The following is a 19,557-nucleotide window of genomic DNA, read 5'->3' as shown; positions in this document are numbered from 1 at the left end:
TGAGATTGCCAACTCTCCCTAATACTACTCAAACTATTGATTTTAAATGATATGTTATCACAGTAGTCTCACTTTTAACTGCCAATCTGCGCCAAAACTCCCGCATTCTTATGTTTAAGTGCCAAGTGACACACGCGGTCTGGCTCTACGTCCGTTTCAATCTGAGCCTGCGCGAGATCGAGGAAATTTTGTTGGAGCGCGGGATCGACTTCTCATACGAGACCGTCAGACGCTGGATGGTGAAGTTTGGTCCCGACATCGCCCGAAATCTGCGCCGCCGCCAGGCGAAACCCAGCGACATTTGGCATCTGGAGGAAGTCCGGGTAGAGATTTCTGGTCGCGCGTTCTGGCTCTGGCGGGCTGTGGATCAGGATGGGATGGTTCTGGATGAAATCCTGCAATCGAGGCGTGACAAACGTGCCGCGAAACAGCTTTTGAAGTCACTGATCAAGCGCCACGGACTTCCCCGGCGGATCGTGACGGACAAACTGAGATCGTACGGTGCAGCGAAACGCCAGCTGGTGCCCAGCCTCAAACACCGGTCACACAAAGGACTGAACAACCGCGCAGAAAACAGCCACTTGCCGTTCCGAAAGCGAGAGCGGTGCATGCAGGGATTTCGATCTCCGGGAAGCTTGCAACGCTATGTGTCTTGCCATTCAGCCGTTCGAAACCGCTGCTCCGTTCCCGCCCGCCGCCGTTGCGCACTTCAGATCAGATATCACCGCATGGAAGCTCTCGACGCATGGAAAGTGGCTGCGGGCATCGCCTGAACGACAAACGATATCGTCTTCGTGCGGCCCGGCGCAGTTAACGTGACAACACCGTCTGTGGAACAGCTTGAGATCCAGGCCGTTCATAGAATCCGTCAAAGATTGGTGTCGGATCGGACCAGGTTGGTGAAGCAAATCCGGGGGCTGTTGGCTGAGCACGGCCTGGTCGTCGCCCGAGACATCTCAAGGATCCGGCGTGCATTGTCGCAGATTACCGACGGCGTTGATCACATGCTGGGCGCGCTGCTCGTCGAACTGGTCCGCGACGTGCGTGAAGAACTCAATGAATTGGATCAGCGCATTGCAGCTTACACAAAGCGTATCCGAGACCTTTTTCGGTCCAACGAGTTGTGCCAGCGTATTGGCAAAATCGAAGGGATCGGGCCAATCACGGCGACGGCGCTTATAGCCGCGGTCGGTGACCGTACCTGCTTCAAGAACGGACGGCAATTTGCGGCCTGGCTTGGGCTCGTTCCCAAACAGCGCTCCAGTGGTGGTAGATCCCGCCTGTTCGGGATCAGCAAACGCGGAGACCGATACCTGCGTACCCTGTTGATCCATGGTGCTCGTGCTGTTCTTCGGAAAACAGCTGGCAAAACAGATGCGAGAAGCTTGTGGATCGAACGGATGCGCGATAGGCGACACCCCAATGTAGTGGCCGTCGCGCTCGCCAATAAAAATGCCAGGATCGTTTTGGCGGTTCTGTCCGGTCGCACCAATTACCAACCGGCCTTGTCCGGTTAAGGTGATACAGTAACACAAAAACTGAAGGATACCGGAGTATTGCAGCAACTTGGCATGGGATGGTGACAACGACACGAACCGTTGCTTCTTGAACCTGGTCTGTGGATCGGCGCAGCTACGCTGATGCCTTGGAGCCAAGGAGGGGGAAGCAAGCGGAAATCCATCGGGGCTCGCGGTGACAATATGTTGGGCCGCTCACAGAAGCCGGATATACGTCAGCAACCGTGATCCTGAACCAGACCAAACAAACCGTTGCAATAAGGCGGGGTCCATATACATCCACAGAGGACGTTCAGCGGCGTCAAGATGACCCAACCTGGACTCGCTTTATCACGGCAACCTGATCTGACCGCCGAGACGCGGGACTTTGCAAACCTTTATTGCTTGTCCAGGCATGTCCGGTTCTGATTGACCGGGACGTCATCGATGTAGATGCACAGACAATCTTGCACTAATAATAAAACAGGACCACTCAGGTGGGACTGATCACGGGCAACCTCATAGGTGCCAAGCTATTGAGGGTGGCCGGTCCTCGTTAGCCTTCTGCGTGAGTGTTGCTGCGCTAGCATGAGGTCGCGCCGAGCATAGTTTATTCAATGTTACGAAATTTAGCAATGATGAGAATGCATACGAAGTAGTTTTGGATGCCGCCTTGCTTGGGCGCGGATCACGTGGCATTTATGTAAGAAGCGGGTGGGGAATTAGATCATATTAAACACCTGCCGGCCAACTATCCGTCGACGGCAAAGGGTGAAATTCTGATGTTAAGTTCGAAACGGCGAGCGCTTCCCATTCTTATCTCGCTCGGAATAATAGGTTACAACTCTTCCGCAAATGCACTGTGTGACTACAAAAATAGCGAAATACACAAGTTTTCCGAGTTCTACTTACCCTCTGATGCTCCTCGGGGGTGCACTTTCCTGTATCGCAAGCCGACTGATGCGCGTATTTCTTCGAAGCACTATCAATACTCGCACATTAGAAAGAGAGATTTCGTTTGCTTTGGCGACACAATCAAGGTCGACAAGCCAATATACACGAACGGTGGAGACGTCTTGATTTTTGCAGGGGAGTTACACTTAGAGTCCCCAATAGACACGAGGATTTACACTAACATAGCACAGTTCGATGCTCTCCAAGCTGGCGGAGGACACATTCAAGGTGCCCGCGATCAGCACGGTTTGTCAAAGCATTCAGTGATGTGCGACGGCGGAACTTATGGCCAGGAGATGCTTGCCCAATCATTCCATCAATATTACGCGCACGGGCCCGACAACACTATCTTGTCGTCGGACAACCTAAATCTCCTGGTCCCTCGAATGCCTGATGGTCAAGTTCCATCGAATGTAACATTTTCCCTATCAAAAGAGTACATACCATCAACTAATGGAAAAGATGCTCCAATACTAAATCAGGACAACTTGCCTATTTCTCAAGTACTAAGTTCTGGCAACATTACAGTTTATGCCGCGGGAATAAGAGAAACTCTGCCGCTCGGATTCGAATACGACGAAAACACAAGTTGCCGCACCCATCTTGCAGAACCGCAATATCCCTATTTACTTAATGCAAACGGCCTCACGGGAGGCAGGGGCGGACCAGGTGCGTCCGCGCGTTGTATGCCAGGGCCTCCAACAGGTGCAAAGTTTAGCGCAAGTTGCTATCTTCACAAACGTCACTGGGAAAGTACGGGTTTTCCCGGATCAGGAAGCCTGGGAGGCAGTCCAGGCGAGATTCGCGTGTTTACGAAGGCAGATGGGTTCGCGCCAGCCAATAAATTTGTACCTGATCAGCTCTACTATTCGGCTCAACAAGGGCTGCCAGCGTTCAAGACTATTTGGACGGGAACAGCTTTTTCACACCAAGTGTTTCGAACACCCCGACCCGCTGGATATGCTCCCAACAATATTCCAAACAAAGCGACCGGATCTATTTGTGACTTTTTCCCGCCCTTAGCGGATAAGTCGCTCAAAGAAGTGAGAACTCTGTTGGGCAATAAGACTGAGACGGCAACAATGTTTGAGCACCCAGTGGAACTCAAATCTTTTGGAACATCCGAGTTTTTTGATTTCCTTCTTAAAGTCATCAATTTGGACAATAAACGACTGTTAGACTATGATTTCTTTCTAAGACATCCTGAGCTGCGCTCGGACCCCGGCTATCTGCTTTTTCAGGATGCTGTTGCCTCAACGCTTCTCGACTTCGTTCGACAGGCTGAGCTCGGAATTCTAGATGCAATCGAAGGAGCTCTTGTCTCCGGTGAACCTGTTGGGGGAGAAGTTGCGCTTCCTTACTACCTTGATGACCTTGATATCCAATCTGCACATGATCGTGCGAGCAGTCCCAATCTGCAAGCTTCATTGAAGATGTTAGAACCGCATCAGCTACCTCCAGGAACTTCACTCACTGACGGGTTGGGACGACCTGGTGGAATAAATGCCCTATTGCTTCGCAATTACTTCTACAATGTCGGAGGAGCCTTGCGGGATATGAGGTCAGATTGGGATATCATAAATAGATTAGATAGAATACAAGAGTTAAGTATTGGAAACCTGGTTGAATTGAAGAACATCAAGGATGTAGCAACCGGCATACAGCAGGAGATCGAGCGGGAGAATTTTGATATTTCGGAAGCCAAAATTCTTTTAGATACGAAAAAATTAGAAGACCTAATTGCAGAAATCTACTCACAGATAGAACAAAACAATGAATTAGCGTCGACTGAAAATTGGATAAAGAACGCCGGAAAGGTAATAGAAAATGCGGCAAGCCTTATCGGATCGATTACGTCGTTGTACGGTTCGGGCGGATTAAATTTAGCGTCTGCCGGTGCACTCGGGCAGAGTACTCTCAATCTTCAGGATAGCTTCAACACTTTGGAAGCCGACTCTGCAGCCAATTTACAAAATCCTAATCTAATTGAGAAAATCAGGATGCTTCGGAGCGAAATCGCTAACTTTCAACTTCGGCTTCACTACCTAACTGCCCAATATGAAATAAAGAAAAATAGAGTCGCTGTCTCAAGAATCACTGAGGTCGACCGGGCCCTTAACTTGAAGATGGCACTCGACGCCCGAACTAGTGCAATGACAGCGGCATCTGCTGTAGCGGTTCGCGCGGTATTATTAGATTTTTTGATGCCAGTGACGCGGAATAAGGATCGCTTGAAAGGGAACCTGGCATCCGCAAGGAAACTTTTGGATAATGATCTAGCAAGCGTAAATCCTAGCTTCAACCTCGGAAAATTGCCAAGCTCCGTATGTGTTTCGGACCAAGAACCGGGCTGCATTGTTTTGGAGCCAAATGAGTCGGAAACACGGATTTTCCATTTAATTGAATTTGTTGGCAGCAATGGGCAGAAAATCAGGCTTCCCATGTACATATTTGACCCAATGAATAAGAGCGTGAGTGTCCAAGGCTATGGCCTTAAGCTTGAATGATCAGAATAGTACTCTGCTTTAGAGCCCAAACGCTTTCAGCAAAAACAGATCAAGTCTATGGCTTGAAGTCATTTTTGTTACGAGCAGTTCCCTCGCCTTCCGCTAATGCCCCACACTTTGGGCCCGCGGCTACCAATTCCGCAACAAGTCGGTTACTGTGGTCATCACGTGGGTCAAGACGGCTTGCTTCTTTGGCGTTCTCCAAAGCTAAGGTACATTTTTCTAATTCAATTAATACCCTGGCCCTTTGCGAATATACGTCAGACCACTCTGGGAAGCGACTTACGGCCTCGTTGAGATCGGAAAGCGCGCGATCGAACTCGCCCAACTTTTGGAGAATATGTGCTCGCTCCGTAAAAGAATTCATGTGGTCCGGATTGAGCTCGATTGCTTTGTTTGCGTCGTGTAGTGCTTTCTCCCATTCCCCGACAATCCCATAGGTAGTGTAACGACCACGGTATGATCCCCAATCGTCCGGATCGTAACGTATGGCCTCAGTAAAATCATCTATGGCTTGACTCCACTCCCCGCCATAGAGTTTGTCCCACGCTCCTTTTTTGAGCGACTTGAGATCAACTTGTATAACTGATCGAGCAAGGCCATCTTGGTTATTCGCAGACGCATAAGCGCCAAGGCCTACAAAAAATGCGGTAAGTATCGCGGAGTAAGTTCGGATCGGCGTCAGTTGATGCATCTGCTAGTCCCCAAGAAATATGTGAATACAAGTTGCCCGCTGCCACTCCAACCTGTCAATCTAGAACATCTATTGAAAAGCGTAGGACCAGAAAATGAACCGCGCCGGGTTTGCCGGAGGCTGATTTGTCTTAGTTACACGGCGATGTCTGATCTTTCCAGAGCTGCGTAGAAGTTTGCTTCTGCTTCGGCTGGCGGGATATTCCCGATGGGTTCCAGCAGGCGGCGGTTGTTGAACCAATCGACCCATTCCAATGTTGCGTATTCGACGGCATCGAAGCTGCGCCATGGCCCACGCCGGCGGATGACCTGGGCTTTGAACAGGCCATTGATCGTTTCTGCGAGGGCGTTGTCATAAGAGTCCCCAACGCTGCCGACTGACGGGGCAATCTTCGCCTCTGCGAGCCGTTCGGTGTATTTGATCGATGGATATTGCGACCCGCGATCCGAGTGGTGCACCAGTTGATCCTAGGCCGGTCTGCGTTGATGAATGGCTTGCTCCAAAGCATCTAGAACAAATCCGGCAGAAGCCGTGCGACTAACGCGCCACCTGACAATGCGTCGGGCAAAGACGTCAATGACGAAGGCAACATACACAAACCCCTGCCAGGTCGCGATATATGTGAAGTCGCTGACCCAGAGTACGTTTGGCGCGGGCGCATGGAATTGGCGGTTCACCTTGTCCAGTGGGCACTGCAGCGCCTTGTCCGGGATCGTTGTCTTCGGTTTCTTGCCGCGCACGACACCCTCAAGGCCCAAATCCTTCATCAAGCGTGCAACGGTGCAGCGAGCAATATCAAAGCCTTCTCGACGCATTTGATGCCAGACCTTCCGAACACCATAGACGCTGAGGTTTTCCTCAAAGACACGCTCGATCTCCGGCTTCAGCTCCTCGTCACGCTTGGTCCGATCCGCAAGGCGTGAGGGGTAGGCGCGCTTGGCCAAATGGTCATAGAACGTGGCTGGGGCAATCGGCAGGACGCGGCAGATTGGCTCGACCCCATGATCATCCCGGTGATCTTCTATGAACTGGATCATCGTTTCAGTGGGCGGTCGAGCTCCGTCCCATTGCGCGGCAGGCGATTTGCAAAGCAAATCTGCCGAGAGCGGGGGCAAAATATGCCGACGCCTTGCGAAGCATCTCATTGGCCTGCTTCAGTTCGCGGACTTCGCGCTCCAAGGCCTTCATCTTATCGGCCTGTTCGGTCGTGATGCCGCCGCGTTGACCGGCATCAACCTCAACCTTCTTGACCCATTCGTTCAGCGTTTGCGGTGCACAGCCAATCTTCGAGGAAATCGACACAATCGCCGCCCATCGGCTCTCATGCTGCCCTGCGCCATCCAATACCATCCGCACAGCGCGTTCGCGAACTTCTGGGGAATACTTGTTTGTTGTCTTGGTCATGATGCTCCATCCTACTCATGAGTTGGAGCCTTAGGCAAACCCGGCGCGGTTCAAAACGAAGATACGGCCTTCGTCGATGATACCTTGAGGGATCACCTTTCGGTCACCCATATCCGAAATCTTCTCAAGAGTGCGTTGAGTTTTCATGTCCGTTCTTCTGAACCAATTTTGACCACAGGCGAACAGAGTTTGCGAAGCAATGCACTCATCCGATGCAAAGAAATGCGCAGGACTTCACTAACATAATGACGGTTTCCGCAGGAAGAATGGCTAGTTTCGAAATCAATAAACAGTTCAGCTGGTATGACAAAGCTTCAACCGTTCCGACGTTACGCTACGCGCAAGATATGCGGTGTATAACACCGCGTCGGCTCAGTTGGCTAAGGCCGCCCTCCGTTGCATCCTCCCTGCCAGTAAATCGACAGACTCTGGGAGGTGAAGAACTGTGTCGACGCAAACGGTGACAAGCCCGTCAAAAAAAGCTTCTCAAGGTGTGCAAGATCCCGGCTCGCTTTCGACTAGTGCGAAGCTGTGAGGCGTAAGCTCAGTATTGGGGTCTTCAATAAGCGCTTCAACAACGCTCATCGCCGTAATTGACTTCTGCACGGCGGCCAAGTCCAACGACAATCCGGCAACCGACCGTAGCGAATTGATTGTTCTGTTGTTGCTTGTCACTCCCCAAGTCTCAGCCGTAATCCTGCCTGTGATAAGATCTTGTTGCGCTGCGATTGCTACTGGCAAAATGGAGTAGCCCCCTGAAAGTGGTCCACCAACTGGGATAGGTTATCCCTCAAATTGGAGGATCAGCGATGGCTGGAAAACGAGAGAAGCCCGAAGATATTGTATCGAAGCTTCGGCAAGTTGAAGTTCTGCAAGGACAAGGGGCGACGATAGCTGAGGCGGTGCGCCAGATCGGCGTGACGCAGCAGACATTTTATCGATGGCGCAAGCTCTATGGCGGGATGCAGCGATCTCAGCTCGCGCGACTGAAAGAGCTGGAGAAGGAGAACCAGCGGCTGCGGCGGGCGGTGTCAGACCTGACGCTGGACAAGCTGATCTTGACGGAAGCGGCGAAGGGAAACTTCTGAGCCCTTCACGTCGCCGGAAATGCATCGACCATGTGCGGCAGGAGCTTGGCGTATCTGAACGCCGCGCCTGCCGCACGCTTGGGCAGCATCGCTCCACACAGCGCAAGGTGCCGCGAGGTCGGGCCGATGAGAAGCGCCTCACCGACGACATCATCGAACTGGCTGATCAGTATGGGCGCTACGGGTACCGTATGGTGACGGGTTTGCTGAACAACGCGGGTTGGTGTGTGAACCACAAGCGGGTCGAACGCATCTGGCGGAGTGAAGGGCTTAAGGTGCCGCAAAAACAGAAGAAGAAAGGACGGCTCTGGCTGAACGACGGGTCATGCGTCCGCCTCAGGCCGGAACGTCCGAACCATGTCTGGAGCTACGACTTCGTCCAGGATCGAACTGCTGACGGGCGGGTCTATCGAACACTGAACATCATCGACGAATACACTAGGGAGGCGCTCATGATCCGCGTCGATCGCAAACTCAACTCAACCGATGTGCTGGATGCTCTGACAGACCTGTTCATCCTGCGAGGCCCGCCTGAGTACATCAGGTCCGACAACGGCCCCGAGTTTGTTGCGCAGAAGGTAAGGGATTGGATCGCTGCCGTCGGTGCCAAGACCGCTTACATCGAGCCAGGATCACCCTGGGAAAATGGATACTGCGAAAGCTTCAACGCCCGGTTCAGGGATGAGCTCCTCAACGGAGAGCTATTCTATAGCATACGAGAAGCCCAAATCCTGATCGAGCAATGGCGCATCCACTACAACACCGTCAGGCCGCATAGCGCACTGGGCTATCGACCGCCAGCGCCGGAAAGCATCGTTCCAATGGACCAGAGACCAACGATGCACTAACAATCAAACCGGACCACCCGATGGGGGCACGCCAGCATCAATTCCACCTTTCAACCTATTGCCATCGATACTCGCTTGAACTCCTTTGCCAAAGTCCTTGACTATGCCGAGTTCCTCGTCGGTCATTTCCCCCAGGTCCCTGATCGTAAGTCTGCTAAAAGTCTGGGAATCCATCGTTATTCTCTTTCTGGACAATTTGTACGTGTGTAGTTTTGCAACACTTCTGCGGCACGATCGCGACCGGGTGTGGGGACAAACAGATTAAGCGAAACGTCTTCAACGGACTTGGATCTCTCTCCACCCCAATTTTCTCTAGTGGTTTGGACGTTCAGGTCTCGACGTGCGCGGAAAATACTTCCATATCCGTGCGGGTAAAGCTCAATCAAGTAGCGACCAAGATATTCGCTTTGTTCTACTGTCTCAACTCGGGCAAGGTCGATTGTGACAACTTTGCGTTTTAAGCCGTGCGATACTGGATTTGGAAAACTGAACGTCGTCTCAATCTGAAGTTTACATGCCTCAAGGATCGCCGTAACAGTTTTCAATCCTTCAAGATTCATACCACCTCTCTCATTCCAAGAGAACATACGCTCTATGTCTGCTGCGTGGTCAGCTGATACTTCTCTGGGCGCATAGATCGCTAACGAAAGCGCGAGCAGCAAGCACTCCAGGGGTCTTAGTATCCATTTAGAAGAGGAATAACTTGACCAATTTTGGGAGGTGTGCATCTTATTCATAGCAATTAGACGCTTCTCCTTCTTTAATGAGACGCAAAATAGGGTACTTCTAAGGAGCACAAAGTTCGTTCGTTTTTCTTTTCCTACCTGTTATAGCGTTAGGCAATAGTTTCCGCCCACAGCTACTATTCCGATTTGTCGAAAGAACCGATCTGCACGTCTGCCATCTATTCCAGCAGTTACATGATATAGTATATGCGTCGCCTGTTGCGCCTCGGCCCAGGTCTCGATGCCCTTTGCCAGCCGCAGCGCCACCTTCCCGCCGAGCAATCTCTTCGAGACATCCGGATCAACGCATATCGTGTTGACCGATACGATGCGCCCGCCGTCACCAATGAAGTATGCACCAATTGAGCAATAGCAGCACCCCAGCACCCGCTCGTCCAGACTGACGGCCAAACCAAGGTGCTGTCTAGAGTTCCGGTCTATCGCCAGGTCAAAGAACCGATCGAACTTTACATTCGAAAACAGGATGTCGCCAAACAGGCTCGCCTCATGCACTCGTCGGGTCAGCTTTTTCACTTGCGTGCGATGACACTCTGAAACTTGGAAAGTCCTAAGCCCAGCAGTGCCAGGAGTAGGTTGATCAGCCGAGCGATCGATCATTGGCGAATAGCTTTCTACGACCAGAGGAGTTGGCTCACTTACTGATTTTGGAAGTTCGCTGCCCACAGCGACGAGTGGTTCCATAGTCACGCCCTCTAGGTCATTCATGTTACCGCAGCCGCCTTGCACACAGACCTGATAAACATGGCATTGTGGAGCGAGCCAGCAGTTATGCCTACAATATTTCGCTTTTGGACTCCGCGACTGAACTTATCCAACGATCGACAAGCCGTCAGGGTATCGACGGCGATCTCGCACCCCACCATGCGATCATCCAAGTTGAGATGCCATCGCGGGAACCGCCCATACCGCCGCACAGCCAACGCGATCACATCTGTCGTGAGACGATAGTCTTCAAAAGGATTTCGGGCTGGCACGGCAAATCTCCTTCGTCAGTAACGATCTCACTCTCACACCATTGTACGCAACAGCAGGGTAGACACGCGCTGCTCAAACTCGCAGATCGGCAGATGGCTATGCGCCTCAGAAATCGTCATCTGCCAAAAGATCTGACCAATGGGAGAGCCGAAGGTCTGAGCATCCATATCGGACGGTTGGAAGGAGGTATCTGACGTCATGGGCAGGGCACTTCGTTAACACAATCACGAAATAGTTAACGGCAAAATCCTTCCCGCGAAACGAGAATCCTTTTTGACCTAAAACATGGTTAACGACGGCGACGGCCACTGTTGCACCCAGGCCACATGCTGTGGCCTGCGATCCAACCTTCGTCGCGGCCGGACTATGTGCCCGCGTACTGAAGCCGGCCCCGATCCGGTAAGTCTGCGCACATCGGCCAACTGAAAGCTACGGCGGTCTAAGTGCGCATTTGGTGCCGTCAGCGCAACTCGTCAGAACCGCTCAATTCCCTGCAAACCGACATGTAACGGAGTTCACCAACTTCTTGTTTGGATGAGACCAAGATCGGGGCGGCGTAGAAGTTGCGTCGCCCCAGTCTCGCTCTGGATACAAGCTAAACAGCGCAATCGAATGACCGATCATTCAGCTCAGCGACAAAGAAACAGTAAATGCGAATAGTTGCTGCGATAGCAAAGCCCCAAGAACGAATGACGTATTTTTGTCAGTGTGGAAGCTTCCGAACTCATCGCAACACTTGCAGCGGTCATTTCCTCAAGCGAGGCCGCATTGATTTGGACCGTTTTGTCGATGGATCTGACGGCACTATTAGCCTCTTCAACACCAACCGATTATTGGTCGACCGCCAGCGCAATCTCAGATATCTGCTCCGCCGCAACCTCGACGCCAGTCGTGATCTCCTCAATTGCTTCTCGAGACAAAGAGACCTGTTCAACACCGACTTCGACGCTTTGAGTGTTCTGATTGATGACCTCGCTGATTTCGTGCACGGCCTCCTGCGACAGCTGTGCCAAAGCACGCACTTCAGAAGCGACGACCGAGAAGCCGCGCCCAGCTTGCCGAGGGATGAATGTGGTCTGTTTCGGTTATAGTCCTCTTTCCAATGTGTGATCTTCTCACGGGCCTCGGCCAGCGATGAGAACAGGGTTTCGTTCAAAAGCTCGTCGCGGAAGCTGCCGTTGAAGCTTTCCACGAACGCGTTCTGCATGGGCTTTCCAGGCGCGATATAGTGCCAGTCGATCTGCGTTTCCTGGCACCATCTGAGGACTGCCATACTGGTCAGTTCCGTCCCGTTGTCGCTGACAATCGTTCTAGGCCTCCCTCGCCGGGTCATGATCGCAGTGAGTTCGCGTGTCGGACAAGCATTTTGATGCAACGCTTCTTCGTACCCCGTTGGTCGCACCGGACTGCACCGATCTATGCTACACTGCGACGTGTCATTCGCGCGATTGAGAAAGCTCTTCACCGCCGCATACTCTCAGCCTATGGAGGATGAGCATCTTTTCAGCAACCCTGATCGGGAGCCATTACTATCATCAGCAAGCTCGCCTTTGGCGTACATTGTAGGACAGTTCATACCCTCGTTTTCGTTTCGGTCCCAATCGCACCTCTGCGTTTTCAGGAAATCGTGGATCGTGATAGGTTCTGCCGTGGCGCGATCTGGTATGGTTGAGGAACTCCTCTTGGTCTTCATCGCGCCGTTCGATTTGTAGACGAAGCGTCTGACAAATCCTTTCTTCTTGAACATCAACTTTCACAGTGTCGCCCACCGATCCAACACTCAAGTCAACCAGGTGACCCACCTTGGTTCCGATACCGCGAACCTCAAAGGTCAGAGGTTTATCCAGCTTAAAAAATGCAGTCCTTTGCCCAGATCCGAAAAGTTTTTGGTCACCGTACCAGCGTGTTCCTGAAGCGAATTTCAAATGAAAGGTTCCTGGAGGGACCAGCACTTTGAAGAACCGTCCGGCTTCAATGTAAGCCGCAAGCGCATCCTCATTGGTCTCAACATCGACCAGTTTCATATAGTAATCGTGACCGGAGGGGGATTTGACTTGGAGCGGGCAGACCGGTTCGGTTCCACATCAGTCCGGCTTTTTGCGATTGATTTCCCGCTCCGGCGACACCCACCGAGGCGGGCGCACACAGGCAATATGCGACAAAGGCGGCGATAAATAGGCGAGGCCAATACACGTATCACACCCATGTAGGTCCAATTTGATCCATACCATGAAGTTTGCGCAAAGCGTAACACAGCTTGCAAACTGACCAACGTGTTCGGCGCAGGGTACCTTCGGGAGCGGCCCATTGCGGTCACTCGTCATGAGCTCGCCATGCTGCGGTGTGGCTCGCCAGACCGGCCATTGATAGCCAGTCTAAGGTGCTAAATTAAAACCGTTTTTTGCTGTAACCGAGATAGACCATCGAGGTGCGGACTTAGCGATCTTTCGCTCCAGCTGCACGGTGATCCGAAAGTTGAACAGATTTCAGGCTGGAAGATATTCACAAAATGTCGCATTCTTACTGAAAAGTGAGTTTTATTGAGGCGGTTTTAGTTGAGAGCTTTTTTAGAGCAATTGCTAGGTTTGATTACGGACAACCCGGTTCTGATTACAACTGGATCAATCTTGACGTTTGTCACCTTAGCCACTGGGATCATGCAAAGAATCGCGAGCCCGGTCTTGCGTGATGTATTTGTTTTTATTTTATGTGCCGTCTCAGTCGTGTTGCTAATCCGGCTCTATGTACAAACTGCCCGCCCGAGCTTTGAACACGCCCGCAAAAAGCTGAGGGCCAATCCCTGGCTATACGCTCTTAGGAATACATGGGGCGCCTTTCTTATCACTGTGCTGGTTCTGATGACCGTAGCAGTGGCTGTCGCGACCCCAATGCAGGCGCTCGCCGGCCATTTGAAGCCGCCCTACACGATTGCGGTTCAGCAAACACGTCTGCCCTCTGCGTGCCGGAAATGTCCCACCTTGATCGACGCATTTGGGCGACAAACCGTAGAAAGCTGTCTCGCCGTCGACTCTGGCGGTGTGGTGACTATCGATCTGGACCGCTGGCGTCATTACCGGCCACAAAAAATTAAGGCGACCTGCACCGACGGAAGTTCAATGAAAACCGACTTAGACTAATGGTGTTTATATGCTTAAGTTCCATTTTGTGACATTGTCCGTCCTTCTAATCGTCCAGCTTTTCTATCTGACGCCGAGCTATGCGCAAAACTTGCCCGCCTGCGAACCGAGACAGGGTAGTGCGGTACTTGAGGTCACTACCGCCTACGGCTTCGCCGACGCGACCTTTAACCAACAGAATTTCCTTTTAAGCCTAAGCTCGAGCGCCGAGTCTTGGAACGACGGAAACGAAACACACACGAGTTACGGCCAAATAGGGCGATCCGTGGTTGAAGAGGGCAAGCTCTACACCCGTCACTGCGTCTACTTGGGCGAGCTGGAGCGACTTGGTCGCGCTCCAAAAAGCATAACAGTCACCTTCGGTCCTAGAGAAAGGTCGTTGTCTTTAATTGGGCTCCAGGAGCAACTCGACGCGGCGCGCGACGCGCTGGCGAACAACCCCAACCATTATGTTGTCCTTCGCGAACCTCAGGTTATTGAGCTTGATCCCGCCGCCGATCCTGATTGGGTCTCGATTGAGCGACTGGAACTCGTCACGCTCACCGATGGAGGTCGCGCCCTTAGGCTGAAGTTCTTCAATCCAAGGACAACGCGAACTCAACCGGCCAGCCTGGAACTCTTCGCTTCCGAAGGCGGGTGCCCTTATGCATCGATTGGAGATGTCGTTCGCGTCAATGTTCGCTTCCGCGAAGTGGACGGAGACCTCGAAGCGCTCGTGGACGACATAGAGTACGGCGATGAGCAGGTGGCCGAGATAGAGACCCGCCCAGACGCTTGTGGGAATTTGAGCGTGAGCTTTGAGCTCGCTAAGCTCCCTGCTCTATCGCCGGGCGAGGCGCTAAGCCTCAATTTCACCTTCGGCGCGGTCGACGGGCAAGCCTTCTGGGGGAAATTCAAGCATGGTGGCATTATGGTCGACAACGACACTTTCTGGCCACCATCCGCGGGCATCTATGTCGAGTAGTGCGGCGTCGCGACTTGCGGTTGGATGTCCACAGCATCCCTTTTAACAGCAAAATGTTGCGGCGTTGCAGGTTGCAACTTCGGGGTCGGCCCAAAGCATGCGTAATTGGGCTGACCCCTGAACTGAGGTCGAGCTCCCGATATGATCACAGGATGTCTGTGAACAAGGGAGAAACACACCAGCCTCGAACTTGGTGATGGCGACAAGCCGGTCACAGGAGACCGGGCCACGTGACGCAATGAAAGCAGCTATCCGTTCGGCCTTTTTAGCGAGGGCTTAAAAAAAGCTGTCATTTCCTTTTACTTGCAGCATTCGACACTTTGGGTTCCCTACGGTCAGCGGACGTTATACAGCATCTCAGCGAATGACGTGGCCCCCAACGTCGAGGGCGGCCCAATCCGGATGAGGTGGATGGCTCCTGCTCCACCGGCATCGAACGTGCCAAAGTGCAGTTGTTATCGACTGTTAGGAAAGGAGCCACCCAATGACAGTAAAGACCGTGGGCCTGGATTTGGCCAAGGACGTTTTTCAAGTGCACTGCGTTTCGGCCACCGGACGCAAGATTATCAATAAGAAGATCAAACGCGCGAAGCTGCTTGCCTTCTTCGAGACATTGCCGCGATGCGTTGTGGGCATGGAGGCATGTGGATCAGCGCATCACTGGGGCCGTGAGCTGAGCAAGCTCGGGCATGATGTGCGGTTGATGCCGGCCGCCTATGTCAAACCCTATGTGAAGCGCGGCAAGACCGATGCAGCCGATGCCGAAGCGATCTGCGAAGCTGTGCGTCGCCCCACCATGCGCTTCGTCGAGATCAAAACGGAAGACCAGCAGGCCGTTCTTGCTATCCATAGAGCGCGAGATCTGGTCGTCCGACAACGCACCCAAGTGGTGAACATGATCCGCAGCATTCTGCGTGAGTTTGGTCACATCCTGCCCACGGGCATCGAGGCTGTGTCCAAGTTCGCCAAAGAGCACGGTACCGAAGAGCAATTGGAAATGCCCGAGATCGCGGACGGCATTCTCGGCGTCATGTGCAACCAGTTGAACGGCCTCAATGCACGGGTCGATGGGCTGACTAAGCTGATCGAGCAGCACGCCTGGATGGATGCCGATGCACGGCGGTTGATGCGCATGCCGGGGATCGGTCCGATCACAGCTTCGGCAATTGTCGCCACCATTGGTGATGCAAAACAGTTCGAGACCGGACGCGATTTGGCGGCTTGGCTGGGCCTCACACCATTGAACAAATCAAGTGGCGGGAGAGAGCGCCTCGGACGCATTACAAAGAAGGGTGACAGGTACGTTCGAAAGCTGCTGATCGTCGGTATGACGTCCCGTGCGCTGATGGCGAAGAACAAACCCGAGAAAGCGGACATTTGGACTGCGAAGCTACTCGACCAGAAACCCTTCCGGCTGGCGACGGTCGCCATGGCCAACAAGTCTGCCCGCATCATTTGGGCGCTATTGACGAAACGCGAGGAATACCGGCAGCCGATTGCCTGATCGGATCAAACTGCCAAGAGATGCAAGACGCTTGATGTGATGATGCGAAACGAAGTCAACCAAGAGTAAGGACACTCCGACGAATGTCGCGGCCTTCGAGGTCGTTTAGCCGATAGGAACCTTGCTCGCGGAACTCATCATGGCCAGCGGCAATCGCCGCGCAAATAGGCCGGACACACGACTGTACTGACAGACCGTCGCAATCACAAAAAACTCTTGCAATGCAGGAGCCATCCACACAGGACCTTCGCGCCTACGACAATTTGCTGCAACGCAGCACTTCAAACCGGACCTTGGCATACCTGCAATCTATCGGGACTCTTGGTCACTCTTAAGTCGGCGTTCGAAAGATCTGTTGCAATCTCCCAGAATTCCCAATCGATTCAGCTGTGGTTCAACTGCTTTCCACCCAACGCCAACAACTCGGTTGACCTGTGAGAGATGTGAGGCGATTGCCTTTGATGCAGTTAGATGCTCGGATGCGTAAGTGCCAGCATTCCACAAGCTCATACAGTGCTTTGCAGCGAGAAAGGTTAACCCCTTGATCCCCATCAGTGGCACTGCTTGCTCGTTAATATCAAGAGCCAAACGCCGCAGGATTGACGAACACAGTATCGCATCGAAGTAGTCGAATTTGATGATCTCCCCTTCTTCAAACTCTTTGAGTTTTAGGGGACCATGTTCGCTGGTGTGTTCTACCCAGCTATGAAGTGCTTCGGCTAGCCTTGAAGATTTTGCTAAGGACTCCATTTCCGAACTCGCAACACCGCTCCGATGGATTATGCAGTTCCGCGCGGACCTGTAATAATCGAACACAGGAGCGACAAAGGCAACTCTAGACCTGTCGAACCCGCGGCGGACGTAAAAGCGTTCGAGCGACAAACCCGGTTCATCGACCGTCTCGATCCCAGAAGTCTCCTGAGTCGAGAACTGTGAAGGTGAAAGGAAGCTGTGAGACTCAAGACTCGTCAGCTCCGCGTCGGCATCAACTAAGAACCTGTCAAAAGCCGAAAAGCTCCTGGCGAGTCCAAGATTTGCGATTTCAAAATAGGCTGTCTCTGTGATCGTACCAGACAATAGTGGCACCGTGCCCCATTTTTCAGTTAGCAATCCTACTCGCGACCAAAGCGCTTCTGGCGACGTTCCAGCTTGGATTTCTTCGGTGACCAGTGAAAGCCCTACACTTACAACTTTTAGGGCATTTCCAAACTCTTCGTGCGTGTTGCTGAACGTCTTAAATGCTGTGGTGTTTGCCTGTGCAATGCTCGGTTCAGACATACTGTTAAGCTCCCCCGGTCCAAACCGTTTATTCACTGCTCATACCGCATTCCGCTCCGCCCCGGCACTCCGGCCGTTCGCTGCAAATGCGAAAAACAGCTTGTGGATAATTTCGAACGAGTAGCGCATGCAGTCCATTCCTAGTCGCTAGACGATGGCTTTCCGCACGGCGCTGGAGAATTTGTTGAAAAGCTTGGGCTCCGAAAGCAGATCAACGCGGAGGGACTTCGGAATTTCAAGTTGCACACCTAGTGATCGGCTGCCTCTATTGCAGATGTTATTCTTATGCTCTCCAGCAAGCTCACCGTACCCAACGGCAGCATCAAAACCTTCCAATCTAAGCTCTTCGATTATGGCGTCTCTGGTCGCCGCATCCAGCCCTCCAACATGAACGGTCGTGGGATCTTCGCGGTCTCTGCGACCATGGAAAGCGACTACGACCGCGTGCTCACTAACAATCTGGATCGCTTCCTGATCGTCGTACTTATGAGACGTTATGTGCAAATCACTGTGAGGCCTTTTGCGAATGCCCTCAAACAGGTATAGCGAATGGTCTTCGCGTGCCACGGCTTTAGCTAACTCAGACGTTCCAGGCTCAATTTTGCCTCCATGAGGCGCCATGATTAAGCAATCCGAAGCTCTCTTCACGGCTTGCTTTTGAAAATCGTCCCCATCTTTCTCGAAAAGATAAAGTTCGCCAAAACTAGAATACTTGTCTTTCGCCATTATTCACCCTCTGACACTCTTCCAGTTAGCGTAAAAACTCAACAAAACGTTCAAAAGTGTCCGAGGCTGCTGCCGCATACTAGCGCTCGCAGTCGACCACTGACACGAGTAGGAAAAGGACCCCGTGGCGTTAAGTGTCTAGCATGTCCCATTCGTCACCCAATACCCAACGCAGAGCGGAGAGCTTGCCATTCAGCATACCCCAATCGAAATCATCCCACGGCCCAAGATTTTCGACCCCTACCTCCTGACGAGTTCGTTCGCCAGCAGCAAGTGCCCCTTCCCAGACAGAATCAAGTATCTGGTCCGATCTGTACGGGCTTCGAGAGTAGTCAGCCTCCGGCACTACCTTCGTAATTCCCTGCTCCACGCGGTAGCGAAGGTCCATTTGTCGGTTATACCAAACTTTTCGGAAAAGAAGGTTCTCCGCCTCGGTCAGCTCCCCCAGCGTTCTGAATTCAGGGCTATAGCCTAGTTCGAGATCCCCCAACTCAAGTGCGCCGGGGTCTATCTTTTCGACGAATTTGCCTATGTCCAAGATGTAATGAGACCGCTCACTAAAAGCGTGAGCCAGCTCTGGATGCGGCGTTCGGTTGTCGCCTCGGGGATCACTGAAATCGGTATGATTGGTCGTCGCGAAACCGAATGCCATGTGATCTCTTACAAGTTCCTGTCGCATTTCATCATACAGCTCGAAGAGGATGGCATCGGCGATGCTGCCTTTGTTACGATGGCAAGGTGCTTCACCATACAAGGAGCGATTTGCCGCCCTTGCACGGTGGAAAACGGAAGTCTCAACATTGATATTCTCGCCGTGATCCATCAACTCCTGCACCTGATCCACTATGCTGCTTTCTTGGGTTGCGTTTGAAAAATCTAAATCCTGTAGGACATCCTGTGCCTTCTTAGCCGTGCCTTGGTCCGCATGTCCTCTCAGGGCGTAACGGAGCGATTTTAGATGCGACTGCAGTGCCTTCGTGGATTGTGTAGCCACCCTATCCTTGTTTCGGGAGAACTCTTCACGGACGATGTCCGGCACAATTATTTCCAGCTGAGCGTTATCACACATCTCGTGTAGAGCACGAACCAGTGGTGCTGCCCGATAGCTCCCAGCCATGTCCAACCAAACACTGGTGTCGATCATCACCCTGTAGAGCGAAACTGCCATTCCCATTGCCCCTCGGTAGTTGGTCCCTAAACCCAGCGGGTCGACTTTGGATCAAACGGGTCCAAGTC

The 19,557-nt window shown here is 52.5% G+C and carries 16 protein-coding genes, 2 pseudogenes and 1 other annotated feature; of the genes and pseudogenes, 7 read left to right on the top strand and 11 right to left on the bottom strand.

Features of this window, described 5'->3' with window-relative positions; translation table 11 throughout:
- The first annotated feature begins 110 nt into the window (after positions 1-110).
- The 3 genes from Q1A53_RS18425 (at position 111) to Q1A53_RS18415 (ending at position 4,957) form a co-directional block, all read left to right on the top strand.
- On the top strand, positions 111-773 hold the full coding sequence (locus Q1A53_RS18425; RefSeq protein ID WP_299969242.1) for an IS6 family transposase: 663 nt from the start codon (positions 111-113) through the stop codon (positions 771-773).
- Positions 774-794: 21 nt separating this feature from the next.
- Positions 795-1,517, top strand: coding sequence for an IS110 family transposase (locus Q1A53_RS23440; protein WP_366872905.1), 723 nt, complete (start codon positions 795-797; stop codon positions 1,515-1,517).
- 761 nt (positions 1,518-2,278) lie between these two features.
- Positions 2,279-4,957 carry a hypothetical protein gene (locus Q1A53_RS18415; protein WP_299969238.1) on the top strand — a complete coding sequence of 893 codons (2,679 nt, stop codon included), beginning with the start codon at positions 2,279-2,281 and terminating at the stop codon, positions 4,955-4,957.
- Between the two features lie 55 nt (positions 4,958-5,012).
- Here the strand turns inward: Q1A53_RS18415 and Q1A53_RS18410 are convergent, their stop codons facing one another.
- Positions 5,013-5,651, bottom strand: a complete 639-nt coding sequence (locus Q1A53_RS18410) for a tetratricopeptide repeat protein (RefSeq protein ID WP_299969236.1) — start codon at positions 5,649-5,651, stop codon at positions 5,013-5,015.
- Positions 5,652-5,785: 134 nt separating this feature from the next.
- A pseudogene (locus tag Q1A53_RS18405) lies at positions 5,786-7,055 on the bottom strand (IS3 family transposase).
- Positions 6,614-6,732: a sequence feature (AL1L pseudoknot), on the bottom strand. (Overlaps the previous pseudogene by 119 nt.)
- A gap of 809 nt (positions 7,056-7,864) precedes the next feature.
- Here Q1A53_RS18405 and Q1A53_RS18400 point away from each other — a divergent pair.
- Positions 7,865-8,991 (top strand): IS3 family transposase gene (locus Q1A53_RS18400; RefSeq protein WP_299969234.1). Its coding sequence is split into 2 segments (ribosomal slippage): positions 7,865-8,129 and positions 8,129-8,991, totalling 1,128 coding nucleotides; the frame shifts between segments, so codons are not numbered across the junction.
- Positions 8,992-9,167: 176 nt separating this feature from the next.
- On the opposite strand, the gene Q1A53_RS18395 is transcribed toward Q1A53_RS18400, so the two are convergent.
- The 6 genes and pseudogenes from Q1A53_RS18395 to Q1A53_RS18370 all read right to left on the bottom strand — a co-directional run bounded on the left by Q1A53_RS18395 (position 9,168) and on the right by Q1A53_RS18370 (position 12,736).
- Positions 9,168-9,728, bottom strand: a complete 561-nt coding sequence (locus Q1A53_RS18395) for a hypothetical protein (RefSeq protein ID WP_299969232.1) — start codon at positions 9,726-9,728, stop codon at positions 9,168-9,170.
- A 90-nt stretch (positions 9,729-9,818) separates the two neighbouring features.
- Positions 9,819-10,418: a hypothetical protein gene (locus tag Q1A53_RS18390; RefSeq protein WP_299969230.1), complete on the bottom strand. Its 600-nt coding sequence runs from the start codon at positions 10,416-10,418 to the stop codon at positions 9,819-9,821.
- A gap of 326 nt (positions 10,419-10,744) precedes the next feature.
- On the bottom strand, positions 10,745-10,912 hold the full coding sequence (locus Q1A53_RS18385) for a hypothetical protein (RefSeq protein ID WP_299969228.1): 168 nt from the start codon (positions 10,910-10,912) through the stop codon (positions 10,745-10,747).
- 630 nt (positions 10,913-11,542) lie between these two features.
- On the bottom strand, positions 11,543-11,725 hold the full coding sequence (locus Q1A53_RS18380) for a hypothetical protein (protein ID WP_299969226.1): 183 nt from the start codon (positions 11,723-11,725) through the stop codon (positions 11,543-11,545).
- 44 nt (positions 11,726-11,769) lie between these two features.
- A pseudogene (locus Q1A53_RS18375) lies at positions 11,770-12,063 on the bottom strand (integrase core domain-containing protein); the annotation flags it as partial.
- Between the two features lie 184 nt (positions 12,064-12,247).
- Positions 12,248-12,736 (bottom strand): hypothetical protein, encoded by a 489-nt coding sequence (locus Q1A53_RS18370; protein WP_299969224.1) that lies wholly within the window; start codon positions 12,734-12,736, stop codon positions 12,248-12,250.
- A gap of 531 nt (positions 12,737-13,267) precedes the next feature.
- On the opposite strand from Q1A53_RS18370, the gene Q1A53_RS18365 reads away from it, so the two are divergent.
- The 3 genes from Q1A53_RS18365 (at position 13,268) to Q1A53_RS18355 (ending at position 16,317) form a co-directional block, all read left to right on the top strand.
- Positions 13,268-13,849, top strand: a complete 582-nt coding sequence (locus tag Q1A53_RS18365) for a hypothetical protein (RefSeq protein ID WP_299969222.1) — start codon at positions 13,268-13,270, stop codon at positions 13,847-13,849.
- 10 nt (positions 13,850-13,859) lie between these two features.
- Positions 13,860-14,813 (top strand): hypothetical protein, encoded by a 954-nt coding sequence (locus Q1A53_RS18360; RefSeq protein ID WP_299969220.1) that lies wholly within the window; start codon positions 13,860-13,862, stop codon positions 14,811-14,813.
- Between the two features lie 484 nt (positions 14,814-15,297).
- On the top strand, positions 15,298-16,317 hold the full coding sequence (locus Q1A53_RS18355) for an IS110 family transposase (RefSeq protein WP_299969218.1): 1,020 nt from the start codon (positions 15,298-15,300) through the stop codon (positions 16,315-16,317).
- 309 nt (positions 16,318-16,626) lie between these two features.
- Here the strand turns inward: Q1A53_RS18355 and Q1A53_RS18350 are convergent, their stop codons facing one another.
- From Q1A53_RS18350 to Q1A53_RS18340, 3 genes are all read right to left on the bottom strand, one after another.
- Positions 16,627-17,595 (bottom strand): hypothetical protein, encoded by a 969-nt coding sequence (locus tag Q1A53_RS18350; RefSeq protein WP_299969216.1) that lies wholly within the window; start codon positions 17,593-17,595, stop codon positions 16,627-16,629.
- A 147-nt stretch (positions 17,596-17,742) separates the two neighbouring features.
- Entirely contained in the window at positions 17,743-18,321 is a 579-nt protein-coding gene (locus Q1A53_RS18345; protein WP_299969214.1) for a poly-gamma-glutamate hydrolase family protein, read from the bottom strand.
- A 130-nt stretch (positions 18,322-18,451) separates the two neighbouring features.
- Positions 18,452-19,489, bottom strand: coding sequence for a PIN domain-containing protein (locus Q1A53_RS18340; protein WP_299969212.1), 1,038 nt, complete (start codon positions 19,487-19,489; stop codon positions 18,452-18,454).
- Positions 19,490-19,557: the final 68 nt, after the last annotated feature.

The organism is uncultured Roseobacter sp., assembly GCF_947496515.1.
GTDB lineage: Bacteria > Pseudomonadota > Alphaproteobacteria > Rhodobacterales > Rhodobacteraceae > Roseobacter.
This window is presented reverse-complemented; position numbering and strand designations above follow the sequence as displayed.

Coding starts and splice junctions, on each gene's coding strand:
- Q1A53_RS18395 (WP_299969232.1), bottom strand. CDS start 9,728: ATGAATAAGATGCACACCTCCCAAAATTGGTCAAGTTATTCCTCTTCT.
- Q1A53_RS18425 (WP_299969242.1), top strand. CDS start 111: ATGTTTAAGTGCCAAGTGACACACGCGGTCTGGCTCTACGTCCGTTTC.
- Q1A53_RS18360 (WP_299969220.1), top strand. CDS start 13,860: ATGCTTAAGTTCCATTTTGTGACATTGTCCGTCCTTCTAATCGTCCAG.
- Q1A53_RS18370 (WP_299969224.1), bottom strand. CDS start 12,736: ATGAAACTGGTCGATGTTGAGACCAATGAGGATGCGCTTGCGGCTTAC.
- Q1A53_RS18350 (WP_299969216.1), bottom strand. CDS start 17,595: ATGTCTGAACCGAGCATTGCACAGGCAAACACCACAGCATTTAAGACG.
- Q1A53_RS18415 (WP_299969238.1), top strand. CDS start 2,279: ATGTTAAGTTCGAAACGGCGAGCGCTTCCCATTCTTATCTCGCTCGGA.
- Q1A53_RS18385 (WP_299969228.1), bottom strand. CDS start 10,912: ATGACGTCAGATACCTCCTTCCAACCGTCCGATATGGATGCTCAGACC.
- Q1A53_RS18390 (WP_299969230.1), bottom strand. CDS start 10,418: ATGGAACCACTCGTCGCTGTGGGCAGCGAACTTCCAAAATCAGTAAGT.
- Q1A53_RS18355 (WP_299969218.1), top strand. CDS start 15,298: ATGACAGTAAAGACCGTGGGCCTGGATTTGGCCAAGGACGTTTTTCAA.
- Q1A53_RS18345 (WP_299969214.1), bottom strand. CDS start 18,321: ATGGCGAAAGACAAGTATTCTAGTTTTGGCGAACTTTATCTTTTCGAG.
- Q1A53_RS18340 (WP_299969212.1), bottom strand. CDS start 19,489: ATGGCAGTTTCGCTCTACAGGGTGATGATCGACACCAGTGTTTGGTTG.
- Q1A53_RS18410 (WP_299969236.1), bottom strand. CDS start 5,651: ATGCATCAACTGACGCCGATCCGAACTTACTCCGCGATACTTACCGCA.